The 12,070-nt window shown below is 70.5% G+C and carries 14 protein-coding genes; 8 read left to right on the top strand and 6 right to left on the bottom strand.

Annotation, left to right across the window (positions count from 1 at the left end):
* The first annotated feature begins 196 nt into the window (after positions 1-196).
* From GXP76_RS06120 to GXP76_RS06095, 6 genes are all read left to right on the top strand, one after another.
* Entirely contained in the window at positions 197-1,435 is a 1,239-nt protein-coding gene (locus GXP76_RS06120) for a MurT ligase domain-containing protein (protein WP_078078556.1), read from the top strand.
* Between the two features lie 54 nt (positions 1,436-1,489).
* The gene (locus GXP76_RS06115; RefSeq protein ID WP_242570386.1) at positions 1,490-2,218 is read left to right on the top strand and encodes a type 1 glutamine amidotransferase; all 729 of its coding nucleotides are present in this window, start codon (positions 1,490-1,492) and stop codon (positions 2,216-2,218) included.
* A 138-nt stretch (positions 2,219-2,356) separates the two neighbouring features.
* A complete protein-coding gene (locus GXP76_RS06110; RefSeq protein ID WP_242570385.1) occupies positions 2,357-3,382 on the top strand; it encodes a 6-phosphofructokinase in 1,026 nt (341 codons plus the stop codon).
* A gap of 137 nt (positions 3,383-3,519) precedes the next feature.
* Positions 3,520-4,470, top strand: coding sequence for a cytochrome c oxidase assembly protein (locus GXP76_RS06105; protein ID WP_242570384.1), 951 nt, complete (start codon positions 3,520-3,522; stop codon positions 4,468-4,470).
* A gap of 61 nt (positions 4,471-4,531) precedes the next feature.
* On the top strand, positions 4,532-4,696 hold the full coding sequence (locus tag GXP76_RS06100; protein WP_242570383.1) for a hypothetical protein: 165 nt from the start codon (positions 4,532-4,534) through the stop codon (positions 4,694-4,696).
* A 198-nt stretch (positions 4,697-4,894) separates the two neighbouring features.
* Positions 4,895-5,866, top strand: a complete 972-nt coding sequence (locus tag GXP76_RS06095) for an NADP-dependent oxidoreductase (protein ID WP_242570382.1) — start codon at positions 4,895-4,897, stop codon at positions 5,864-5,866.
* Between the two features lie 40 nt (positions 5,867-5,906).
* Here the strand turns inward: GXP76_RS06095 and GXP76_RS06090 are convergent, their stop codons facing one another.
* A complete protein-coding gene (locus GXP76_RS06090) occupies positions 5,907-6,380 on the bottom strand; it encodes a DUF2000 domain-containing protein (RefSeq protein WP_242570381.1) in 474 nt (157 codons plus the stop codon).
* A gap of 73 nt (positions 6,381-6,453) precedes the next feature.
* Between GXP76_RS06090 and GXP76_RS06085 the strand changes: the two genes are divergently transcribed.
* Positions 6,454-6,957, top strand: a complete 504-nt coding sequence (locus GXP76_RS06085; RefSeq protein WP_242570380.1) for an Lrp/AsnC family transcriptional regulator — start codon at positions 6,454-6,456, stop codon at positions 6,955-6,957.
* 57 nt (positions 6,958-7,014) lie between these two features.
* On the opposite strand, the gene GXP76_RS06080 is transcribed toward GXP76_RS06085, so the two are convergent.
* From GXP76_RS06080 to GXP76_RS06060, 5 genes are all read right to left on the bottom strand, one after another.
* A complete protein-coding gene (locus GXP76_RS06080) occupies positions 7,015-8,175 on the bottom strand; it encodes a flotillin family protein (protein WP_242570379.1) in 1,161 nt (386 codons plus the stop codon).
* 87 nt (positions 8,176-8,262) lie between these two features.
* Entirely contained in the window at positions 8,263-8,484 is a 222-nt protein-coding gene (locus GXP76_RS06075) for a hypothetical protein (protein WP_242570378.1), read from the bottom strand.
* A gap of 40 nt (positions 8,485-8,524) precedes the next feature.
* Positions 8,525-8,980, bottom strand: a complete 456-nt coding sequence (locus GXP76_RS06070) for a hypothetical protein (RefSeq protein ID WP_242570377.1) — start codon at positions 8,978-8,980, stop codon at positions 8,525-8,527.
* 177 nt (positions 8,981-9,157) lie between these two features.
* Positions 9,158-9,715, bottom strand: coding sequence for a hypothetical protein (locus tag GXP76_RS06065; RefSeq protein ID WP_242570376.1), 558 nt, complete (start codon positions 9,713-9,715; stop codon positions 9,158-9,160).
* 175 nt (positions 9,716-9,890) lie between these two features.
* A complete protein-coding gene (locus GXP76_RS06060; protein WP_242570375.1) occupies positions 9,891-10,454 on the bottom strand; it encodes a hypothetical protein in 564 nt (187 codons plus the stop codon).
* A gap of 804 nt (positions 10,455-11,258) precedes the next feature.
* On the opposite strand from GXP76_RS06060, the gene GXP76_RS06055 reads away from it, so the two are divergent.
* Positions 11,259-11,975, top strand: a complete 717-nt coding sequence (locus GXP76_RS06055; protein WP_242570374.1) for a 1-acyl-sn-glycerol-3-phosphate acyltransferase — start codon at positions 11,259-11,261, stop codon at positions 11,973-11,975.
* Positions 11,976-12,070 lie beyond the last annotated feature (95 nt).

Here is a 12,070-nt window from a genome sequence, read left to right as displayed (position 1 = left end):
AAGCCCCGTGGCCGTGGAAACAGACCACTCTCCGGCGCGGAAACCGTCGCGCGGCGGGGCGCGGGGGCGGCCGTCCGGCGGCGTCGTTCAGGCGTACGTGTGACAACGATCGGCTCCTTCCCCGGTGCCGTGGTTCGGGCCCGTGCACGTATCTCGATAGGCTGAGCCCGGACCGACGCGAGGAGGATCAAGGACGATGGCAGGCAACACGGACCCGCTGTCGCCACGGGCCAAGCTGGCCGTGACGGCAGGCAAGGCCGCAGCGGCGGTGTCGCGCGCTGCGGGGCGCGGCAGCGGATCGGTGATCGGCGGCAAGGTGGCGTTGCGGCTCGACCCGGACCTGCTGGCGGCTCTCGCGCAGCATCTGGACGTGGTGCTCGTGTCGGCGACGAACGGCAAGACCACCACGACACGGCTGATCGCCGAGGCCCTGCGGGCCAGCGGACCCGTGGTGTCGAACGCGCTGGGCGCGAACATGCCGGCCGGTATCACCTCCGCCCTCGCGGGCGGTTCGGACGCCAGGTACGGCGTGATCGAGGTGGACGAGAAGTACCTCGCCGGTGTCGCGCGCGACACGACGCCCAAGGCGATCGCCCTGCTCAACCTCTCGCGCGACCAGCTCGACCGCGCCGCGGAGACCCGCATGCTCGCCGAGCACTGGCGCGAGGGGCTGGCCGGTACGAAGGCCGTCGTCATCGCCAACGCCGACGACCCGCTGGTGGTGTGGGCCGCCTCGTCGTCCCCCAACGTGGTCTGGGTCGCGGCGGGCCAGGAGTGGAAGGACGACGCCTGGTCCTGCCCCGCCTGCGGCGGTGTGATGCAGCGTCCCGGCGACGACTGGTTCTGCGGCCAGTGCGGTTTCCGCCGGCCCGCCCCGAGCTGGGCTCTCCACGGTGACCACGTCCTGGACCCGCACGGTTCCGCCTGGCCGATCCACCTCCAGCTGCCCGGCCGTGCGAACCGCGCGAACGCCGCCACCTCCGCCGCCGTCGCCGCCACGTTCGGCGTGCCGCCGCAGGTCGCCCTGGAGCGCATGTACCAGGTGCAGGCCGTCGCGGGCCGGTACGACGTGGTGTCCTTCCTCGGCCGTGACCTGCGGCTGCTGCTGGCGAAGAACCCGGCGGGCTGGCTGGAGACGTTCTCGCTGATCGACCCGCCGCCCACGCCCGTCATCCTCGCGGTCAACGCCCGTGGCGCGGACGGTACGGACACCTCCTGGCTGTGGGACGTGGACTACACCCGGCTGGCCGGTCATCCGATCTTCGTGATCGGCGACCGCAAGCTGGACCTGGCCGTGCGGCTGGAGGTCGCGGGCCTGGACTTCCGGGTGTGCGCGACCGCCGACGAGGCCGTGCAGATGGCACCGCCCGGCCGTATCGAGGCGATCGCCAACTACACCTCGTTCCAGGACCTGCGCCGGCGCGTCGGCAACTGAGACAGCGGGTCATGGGCACAGACACAGACGTAGTCGGAGAGGGACGAGCGAGCAATGAGTGACAACAGTCTGCGGCTGGTGTGGATCTACCCGGACCTGCTGAGCACGTACGGGGACCAGGGAAACGCCCTGGTCGTGGAGCGCCGGGCCCGGCAGCGCGGTCTCGATGTGACACGGGTGGACGTACGCAGCGACCAGCCCGTACCGACCTCCGGCGACATCTATCTCATCGGCGGCGGTGAGGACCGGCCGCAGCGGCTGGCCGCCGAGCGGCTGCGGCGCGACGGTGGTCTCAACCGGGCGGTGTCCAACGGCGCCATCGTGTTCTCGGTCTGCGCCGGTTACCAGATCCTGGGCCACGAGTTCGTCAACGACCTGGGCGAGCGCGAGGGCGGTCTCGGGCTGCTCGACGTGATCTCGACCCGGGGCGAGGGCGAGCGGTGCGTCGGGGACGTACTGGGCGACATCGACCCGCACCTGGGACTGCCGCCGCTGACGGGTTTCGAGAACCACCAGGGCGTCACTCATCTCGGCCCGCGCGCCCGGCCGTTCGCGCGAGTGTCCCTCGGCAAGGGCAACGGCACGGGTGACGGCACGGAGGGCGCGTACAACGACACGGTGTTCGGGACGTACATGCACGGCCCGGTCCTCGCGCGGAACCCGCTGATCGCCGATCTGCTGCTGAAGCTGGCGCTCGACGTGAACGCGCTGCCGCCGGCGGACGACCGCTGGTACGAGGCGCTGCGCGCCGAGCGCATCGCCGCCGCGACGCAGCCCGTCTGACACTCCCCGTTCAGCCGGGGGGCGTCCAGCAGTCGGACGCCTGGTTCGGTCCCGCCACCCCACGCCGGTAGGGTGGCGGGGATTCAGCCGGACGACGGGGTCCGGCCGTCGGCCCACGTTGCAAAGGTTCTCCGGGCAATGCGAATTGGTGTACTCACCTCCGGCGGCGACTGCCCCGGTCTCAATGCGGTGATCCGGTCCGTGGTGCACCGCGCCGTCGTCGACCACGGCGACGAGGTCATCGGCTTCCACGACGGCTGGAAAGGCCTTCTGGAGTGCGATTACCGCAAGCTCGACCTCGACGCCGTCGGCGGCATCCTGGCGCGTGGCGGCACGATCCTCGGTTCCTCCCGTGTCCAGCCCGCACATCTGCGTGACGGTGTGGAGCGCGCCAAGGGGCACGTGGCCGACCTGGGTCTCGACGCGATCATCCCGATCGGCGGCGAGGGCACGCTCAAGGCGGCGAGCCTCCTCTTCGAGGCGGGGCTGCCGATCGTCGGCGTGCCGAAGACCATCGACAACGACATCTCCTCCACCGATGTGACCTTCGGTTTCGACACCGCCGTCGGTGTCGCCACGGAGGCGCTGGACCGGCTGAAGACGACCGCCGAGTCCCATCAGCGCGTGCTGATCGTGGAGGTCATGGGCCGGGAGACGGGCTGGATCGCGCTGCACTCGGGCATGGCCGCCGGTGCGCACGCGATCGTCGTCCCGGAGCGCCCCTTCGACATAGGAGAGCTGACCGAGCTGGTCGGCAAGCGTTTCTCGGCGGGCAAGCGCTTCGCGATCGTGGTGGTCGCCGAGGGCGCCAAGCCCCGTGAGGGCTCGATGGAGTTCGACGTCGGCGGCAAGGACATCTACGGTCACCAGCGCTTCGCGGGCGTGGCCCGGCAGCTCTCCGTGGAGCTGGAGGAGCGCCTGGGCAAGGAGGCGCGGCCGGTGATACTCGGCCATGTCCAGCGCGGCGGGACGCCGACCGCGTACGACCGCGTGCTCGCGACCCGCTTCGGCTGGCACGCGGTGGAGGCGGCGCACCGCGGCGAGTTCGGCATGATGACGGCGCTGCGCGGCACGGACATCCTGATGGTGCCGCTCGCGGAGGCCGTCGAGACGCTGAAGACGGTGCCCGCGGAGCGGTACGCCGAGGCGGAGTGCGTGCTCTGAGCCGCTGAACAGTCGCGTTGGTACGACGAACCGCCCCCGGCCGCGAACGGCGCCGGGGGCGGTTCTAGTCTGTTCCCGGGTGCGGACACATCGCACCATTCAGGATCGTCCTGGATCGTCCCTTCGGGAGAGCACGTATGGATCACGGCGGGCACGGCACGACGATGGATCTGCCGCCGTTCACGCTGAGCCGCGCGCTGGAGTTCTCACCCGACGCCTTCTTCGTCGTCGGGTGTCTGCTGGCGCTCGCGCTGTACGGCTGGGGTGTCGTGCGGCTCCGCTCGCGGGGCGACGGCTGGTCGCCGGGCCGCACCGTCGCCTTCGTGCTCGGTGTGCTGAGCGTGGCGCTGATGATGTGCACCGGGCTGAACGACTACGGCATGGTCATGTTCAGCGTGCACATGGTCCAGCACATGGTGATCAGCATGGTCTCGCCGATCCTGCTGCTCCTCGGGGCGCCGGTGACGCTGGCGCTGCGGGCGCTGCCGGTCGCGGGCCGGGGGCGCAAGGGACCGCGTGAGGTGCTGCTGGTGGTGCTGCACAGCCGGTTCGTGCGGTTCGTCTCGCACCCCGTCTTCACGATCCCGCTCTTCATCGCGAGCCTCTACGGTCTCTACTTCACCCCGCTGTTCGACTTCCTCATGGAGTCGAAGCCGGGGCACATCGCGATGATGGTGCACTTCCTCGCCACCGGGCTGATCTTCTTCTGGCCGATCATGGGGGTGGACCCGGGGCCGCACCGGCCCGGCTATCTGATGCGGATGCTGGAGCTCTTCGCCGGGATGCCGTTCCACGCGTTCTTCGGGATCGCGCTGATGATGGCGAGCGAGCCGATGGTGCGGGCGTACGAGAATCCGCCCGCGTCCCTGGGCATCGACGCGCTCTCCGACCAGAACGCCGCCGGGGGTATCGCCTGGGCGTTCAGCGAGATCCCGTCGGTCCTGGTGCTGATCGCGCTGGTGTACCAGTGGTACCGCTCGGACCAGCGCCAGGCGAAGCGCTCGGACCGGGCCGCCGACAGGGACGGCGACAAGGAGCTGGCGGCGTACAACGCCTACCTCGCGTCGTTGCGGGCACGCGGACAGTAGCGCGGAAGCCACCTTTCGGGTGACGATGGTCTTTACGGCCACGGCCAGGAGGAGGACGTACATGTCCGGATCCGGATCCACGAAGGCGATGGGGATACTCACCGTCGGTGCGCTGGTGGTCGTGACGGGCTACACGGCGGCACTGGGGAGCAGCGGCTGGCTCTGGTTCGGGTGGGTGGTACTTGGGCTGGTGACGGTCGCGATGATCGCCTCACGGGGCAACTGACGCCGCGCCCTGCTCCGGGGTCCGTGTGTCGTCGAGGTGGAGCGGGACCGCAGGGCGGCCCATGCGTCGGCGAGCAGGCCGAGGACGTCCCGGGAGGGGCACTGGGCGGCGTAGACGTCCCTTGCGGGTTACCAGTACCCGGAGGGTACGTTTTCGGTGTCGAAGATCCACCGCACTCTTCCAGGAGCCTTGACCCATATGAGCAGTGAGCCGACGATGCGCGCGATCACCCAGGACTCCCTCGGCGGACCCGAGGTGCTGCGTCTCTCCGAGCGTCCGCGGCCCCGGCCGGTCCCGACGGAGGTACTGGTACGGGTGCACGCGGCGGGCGTGAACCCGGTCGACTGGAAGTCCCGGGAGAGCGGCGGCATGGCCGGTCTCCTCGGCGAGCCGCCGTTCGTCCTGGGCTGGGACGTGTCCGGCGTCGTGGAGGAGGTCGGCTTCGGGGTGCACACGCTGAAGGCCGGCGACGAGGTGTACGGGATGCCGTGGTTCCCCCGGCCGGCCTCCGCGTACGCCGAGTACGTGACGGCCCCCTCGCGGCAGTTCGCGCTCAAGCCGCGCACGGTCGGCCACGAGACCGCCGCGGCCGTACCGCTGGCCGGACTGACCGCCTGGCAGTCGCTCGTGGACGCGGCGCGCGTCGAGGCGGGGCAGCGGGTGCTGATCCACGCGGCGGCGGGCGGCGTGGGCCATCTGGCGGTGCAGTTCGCCAAGCACCTCGGGGCCCATGTCATCGGGACGGCGAGCGCGGCCAAGCACGACTGGCTGCGTGAGCTGGGCGCGGACGAGCTCGTGGACTACACGAAGGTCCGCTTCGAGGACGCCGTGAGCGACGTCGACGTCGTCATCGACCTGGTCGGCGACGGCCACGACTCGACGACCACGCGCTCGCTGGAGACCCTGCGGCCGGGCGGCACGATCGTCGCCGTCCCGTCCGGCGTCGCCCCGGAGGTGCTGGAGGGCGCCCGCGCGCGGGGGCTGAACGCGACGGCGTTCCTGGTGGAGCCGGACGGCCCCGCCCTGACCCGGATCGCCGGGCTGATCGACCAGGGCGTGGTGCGCGTCGAGGTGGAGGACGTCCTGCCGCTGGCGGAGGCGGCCGAGGCGCACCGCCGCGTCCAGGAGGGACGCACCCGCGGGAAGATCGTGCTGGGCGTCAAATCCTGACGGGGCGTCAACCGCCTTCGCGGCGGGGCGTGTCGGCCGGTCAGCGGAGCAGCGGCAGCTTGCCCACGAGCTTGCCGATCCGGTTGCGCGGGCCGACGAGGGAGACCGCGTGGTAGGTGAGGTCCTCGTGCTTCGTACCGGCGAGCAGGTCGAGGTACTCGTCGTAGATCCGCGACGTCTGGGCGGGCTCGGGCATGTCGACCACGAAGACGTCCTCCTTGGCTGCCGCCTTCTCCCGCAGGGCGTGGAGAGTGGCGGCGTCGGCGGCGAGGACGGAGCAGCCCGCCCAGGGCAGTCCCGGGTGCGGATGGCCCGATCCGTCGTGGCCGTCGCCGCCGAGCAGGTCCGGCAGAGCCCTGCCGACGGCGGCGGCCATACAGGCCGCCGCGTTCACCGCACGCCCGGCGGGCAGGTCCTCGTCCACGACGACGACCCACTTGAGCGGGGCGTGGCGGGTGGAGAGGTCGGTCCGTACGGTGCCGGTGTGCTGAGCAGTGTCGTTCTGAGCGGTCATACCTCGAAACGGTAGGCAGTCATGCGTACGATGGGGAGCTGCGGCGCACTTCGTACGGTGGAAGGGCAACATCGTGGAACTTGATGCGCTCGACTGGGCTCTGCTGCGGGAGCTCCAGCACGATGCACGGCAGACCAACCGCGATCTGGCGGCCAAGACGGGCGTCTCCCCCTCCACCTCGCTGGAACGGGTCAAGATCCTGCGCGAGCGGGGAGTGATCGACGGATTCCACGCGGCACTCGATCTGGAGTCGGTGGGCCGCTCCGTACAGGCGCTGATCTCCGTACGGATCAGACCGCCGTCCCGCCCCGTCATCGAGGGCTTCCGCGAGTGGGCGGCCCAACTGCCCGAGGTCATCGGCCTGTTCGTGACGTCGGGCCCGCACGACTTCCTCCTGCACGTGGCGGTCCCGGACGTGGACGGGCTGTACGCCTTCGTCATCGACCGCCTCACGGAGCGGCGCGAGGTGGCCGACGTCCAGACGACGATGGTCTACGAGCACGTGCAGTCCCGGTCCATCTCCCGGCCCGCCGAGGAGGGCCGGCGGCGGGGAACCGGCCGGCGGCGGGAGGCGTAGTCAGCCGGCGCCGCGGACTCCGAGGCGGTCCCGAGCACAGCCCGCTCCTGCCCGCGGTCAGGCGGCCCTGTCCACCCGGGCCGGGGCCTTGCCGTTCGTCCTCTGTGTCCGCTCCTGCTCCCCCTCGGACGGCGCACGGGTCGAACCGGTGGTGCCCTGAAGCGAGTTGAGGATGGTCATGCCCTGGCCGACCAGCCCGGCCGCGACCTCGTTGACCCCGTCGGTGCCGTTGAGGACGGTGAGGTGGGAATCCGCGAGGCCCTTGGCCGCCGAGTCCACCAGCTCCGGCAGTACCTCCACGACCCGGTTGGCCGCCAGGAGTTCCTGGTTGCCGTCGCGCAGCGAGACGGCCCGCGCGGTGTTCGCGTCGGCCTGCGCCTGGGCGAGGGTCCGCCTGCGGTACGCCTCCGCGTCCGCCGGGCGCCTGACCTCCGCCTCCAGCCGCTGCGCCGCCAGCATGGCCTGCCGCTCCGCCAGCGCCGTCTGCTCCTCGATTACCTCCTGCGACGCCTTCGCCTGGGCGAGGGGTCCCGCCTGCGAGGCACGAGCCCGTACCTGCTCGGTCTGGGCCTCGAAACCGGCGCGCTTGATCGAGGTGTCCCTCTCGTACTCGGCCTTCAGCGCCGCCGCCTGCTGCTCGCGCTCGGCGGCCTCCTGGTCCGCCCTGGCCGCGGCGATACGGGCCTGGCTCGCGACGGCCGCCGCGTGCGGCGCCGCCAGGTTGTTGATGTAGCCGGTGGCGTCCTCGATCTCCTGGATCTGGAGGGCGTCCACGACGATGCCGAGCTTCTCCATCTCGCTGTGGCTGCCCGCCTTCACTTCCTGGGCGACCCTGTCCCGCTCGCGGATGATCTGCTCCACGGTCAGTCCGCCGATGATGGATCGCAGGTGACCGGCGAAGATCCGCCCCACCAGCTCCTCCATCCGGTCCTGCTCGGCGAGGAAGCGCCGGGCGGCGTTGGCGATCGACACGGCGTCGTCACCGACCTTGAACACGGTCACCGCGCGCACGGTCAGCCGGATGCCCTGCTGGGTGACGCAGTCCTCGGCGATCTCCGCCTCCCGCAGCGCCAGGGACAGCATGCGGGCCTTCTGCTTGATGGGAAGAACGAAACTGCCGTGACCGGTGACTATCCGGAACTGGGTGTCCTGGACCTGTCGTTTGGAACCGGAGATGAGCATCGCCTCGTTCGGTGCTGGAACACGCCAGAACAACATGAGGGAACTCCTGTCCTCCTACACACTCACACCGCATGCACCGCGAGACAGTTCCGCGGTACATGCGTCTTCGCGTTCGCGTGGGCCTCACTCGGGAAGAGGCTCCACCACCACCGAGCGGGCCGAGACACGGTCGGTCACCAGCACCCGGACGTTCGTGCCGATCGGCCGGTCGGACCAGGCCGCGTACGCCTCTGAACCGCCGCGCACGGCCACCAGGACTTCCCCCGGGCCGTTGGGCGGGATCGGGACGGTGATCCGTCCGACCGCTCCCACCGGGCTCTGCGCGGAGTCATCTGTGACGGACATGAACCGTTGCCCTCACCTCCAGCACTCAGCTCGCCCCCGCTCACTTCAGATTACTCCGGGGACGGAAAACCAGCAGAAACGCCGTGGTGACCACGGCGATCGCCTCGACCACGACGGTGGCCTGCTTCTCGCCGTACCAGAGCGGCTCGTACATGTTCGGAATCGGTCCGAGATTGCCGACGTTCACGTAGCGGTAGATGAGCAGGAGCGCGAGCCCGCCGGCGGCCACCGCCCAGGCGAAGGCATCGCCGAGGAACCGGCGCCAGACGAGGACCAGGAGCGCGGCCAGCGCCGCGAGGCCCGCCTCGATCCGGAAGAGGTCGCCCTGGCTGATGTCCTTCGTGACCTCGTCGTACTGGGGGGCGAGATCCGCGTGGTAGTACGCGTCGAGGGCCAGGGCCGCCGCGGCGATCACCCGTACGACGCCCCGCACGATACGGCCGGCGCCGCCCCGGTTCGAGGGCGCGGCGTGCGAGGCGGGGGGCTGTGATGACATGGGCGTCTCCATTCGCGCCGTGGAGGGGGCCGCCGGCCGGGCTCACCGGGAACGCCCCCGGTCGCCGTCGGTGCGCGCCGCCGCCACCGCCTGCGCCGTCCGGACGTCCGGCGGCAGTGCTCACGGAGCGACGGCGCGGGCCGTCTCCGGGCGTTCGTCGGCCGGACGGGCCGAGGATCAGTAACCGCCGCCGTTGTTGTTCTGGGGCTGGGTGGTGACCTTCTTGCCCTCGGGGTTCATGATGAACCACTTGGCGCCGAAGGCGTTGACGTCCTGGCCGTTGACGTCACCGGCCTTCTTGTCCGCCTCGAACCGGTACAGCGGGCGCCCGTTGTACGTCACCTGCTCGGAGCCGTCGTCGCGCTTCGTCGTCTTGAGCAGATTGCTCTTGACACCGCTGCCGGCGGCCGGCGTCGACTTCACGGTGAACGGCGGCCAGGCGGTGGCGCAGGAGCCGTTGCACATCGACTTGTTCTTGGTGTCCTTGTCGAACTCGTAGAGCGTCATGCCCTTCTCGTCGACCAGCATCTTGCCGAACTTGCCGTTCTTCACGTCGACGGCGGGCGCGGACGACGAGGACGCCGCCGGGAGCACGTCCACTTCGCGGCTGCTGACATCACTGTCCGTGCCGCTGGCGCTGCCATTGCCGCCACCGCCGTTCGAACACCCGGCCGCCGCGGTGGCGATCAGCAGGGCGGAGGCCAGCGCGGTGGCTGTCCTGGTGTGCCGTGTCATCAAGGACTCCTCGATCGTCGGCCGCCCACGCGGGCAGCACGCGGCCCGCCCGATCGGGGCCGCCAGCCCCAGTGCACAGGAGGGCCGGCGCACCGGCCACCTGGGCGGGGCCGTCCGGAGTGCGGTCCGGACGGGACCGAGGAGTACGAGGTCTACGGGCGGGGCCGGGCGCCGGTCAGCTCTCTTCGAAGTAGGCGTCCAGCACGACGTCGAGTTCGGCCGTCCACTCCTTGAGGCTGCTCCGGGAGGGTGCGTCGACCTCCGACTGGTACTGGCGGCGGCCGGTCGTGTGCAGTGTGACGGTGAACCGGCGGCCGAACCGGGGGGTCTCGACCTCCACGGCGCCGATCTCGGCCCAGCCGAACTCCGCCTCCTCCTCGTCCAGCGTGAGCCGGATGCCGGTGCGGTCGGCGGTCATCGAGGCGCGGCGGTCGCTGACCTCGAAGACCGGCCCTTCGGTGGCGGAACCGGAGTCCGTGCCGGAGCCGTCGGAGGCGTCCTTCGTGAAGGAGACCGCCTCGTCCGCCTCGTCCTCGGTCTCCGGGCCGGCCTCGTCGTCGGCCGGCGCGCGAGGCGTCCGCGCCTCTTCGGTCACCTCTTCGTCGGCGGCCTCCTGAGGCGCGCCCTTGGCGGCGTCGTCGGTCTCCTCTGCGAGGCGGGGTGCCATGAGCCCAGGGATGTATCCGGGATCGGTCCCCGCGGCGGGTACGGGCTGGATTATCGGATCGATGCGCTCCACGGCTGGCAGTATGGCCGATAAACCTGTGCGAGGGACACTCGGATCACCGACGGCCACAGGAACGGCGCGATCCCGGCGAACGGGCGGACCGAGTGGTCGCACGTCACGGGAACCGGATCCGCGTCCGGTCCCGGAACGGAACACCCCGGCGTCTTCCGGGAGATGGCGGTGGGAGACCCGATCAGGGCCGCCCCCGGCCGATCGGCGTACCCCACGAGTGAGGGACGAAGTGGGAGGACAGGCAGCGGTTCTGCCCTGGCGGGGCGTCAACTACCACACCGGGACGGACTATTCGGGCCTCGGTCCGGGCCCGGCGGAACCGCACCGGTCCCGCCCCCTCTTCCGGCAGCACATGGCCGCTGTCAGGAACGAGCTGCACTGCACGTCGGTCAATCTCTACGGCACCGGGCGACCGAGAAGCTGCGCTCCTTCCACGAGGTGGCGCGGCGCCACGGAACTCACTGATCCCGAACGAGGTCTCCCGGACATCGGCGGAGGTAATGCGAGCCGATGAATCCCGCGGCGCCCGTGACGAGTGCTGAGGCCATCTCGGCATCCTCGGCAAAAGCATGTCGATTTGCCGGATATCGCCCCGGAAATAGGGGGCCAAATCGTCTGGGGCACACGTTCCGGTGTGTCCCGGGTGGTGACCGGCGGGCAGGTGGGACGAAAGGGAAAAGGCGCCGTCGCGCCGGGGAACTCGCGCCGGACGCCGGGCGGTGCGAGGCCGCACTGAGGGAATAGTCTCTGCGAGGCCTGGCACACCGCTATCCCAGAGCCGTCCGGAGAGTTGGGAGCGACACCGTGTTCTACTACGTCCTGAAATACGTCCTGTTGGGTCCGCTGCTGAGGCTTCTCTTCCGGCCGAGGATCCAGGGGCTGGACAATATCCCGGCGGACGGTGCCGCCATTGTCGCGGGAAATCACCTGTCGTTCTCCGACCACTTCCTGATGCCCGCCATCATCCGGCGGCGCATCACCTTTCTCGCGAAGGCGGAGTACTTCACCGGGCCCGGGGTCAAGGGACGGCTCACCGCCACGTTCTTCCGCAGCGCCGGTCAGATCCCGGTCGACCGGTCCGGCAAGGAGGCCGGACAGGCGGCGATCCGGGAGGGGCTCGGAGTGCTCGGCAAGGGTGAACTGCTGGGCATCTACCCGGAGGGCACGCGCTCGCACGACGGACGGCTCTACAAGGGCAAGGTCGGGGTCGCGGTGATGGCCATCAAGGCACAGGTCCCGGTGGTGCCGTGCGCGATGGTCGGTACGTTCGAGATCCAGCCTCCCGGCCAGAAGATCCCGAACATCAAGCAGGTCACGATCCGCTTCGGCGAACCGCTGGACTTCTCCCGGTACGCGGGCCTGGAGAACGAGAAGGCGGCCGTCCGGGCGGTGACCGACGAGATCATGTACGCGATCCTCGGCCTGTCCGGTCAGGAGTACGTGGACCGGTACGCCGCCGAGGTGAAGGCCGAGGAGGCGGAGCGCGCGCCAGCGAAGAAGTTCCCGCGCCTGCGGCGCTGACGCCACGCCAGGTCCGGTCCGGGGACGGTCGTGAGGGAGGGGGCGGCGGCCCTTCCGGGCAGCCGCCCCCTCCCCGTCACCGGTGCCTCCCGCGC

The sequence above is a fragment of the Streptomyces sp. NP-1717 genome (genome assembly GCF_022695985.1).
Taxonomy (GTDB): Bacteria; Actinomycetota; Actinomycetes; order Streptomycetales; family Streptomycetaceae; genus Streptomyces.
The sequence above is the reverse complement of the archived record's forward strand: the minus strand, read 5'-3'. Positions and strand labels throughout refer to the sequence as shown.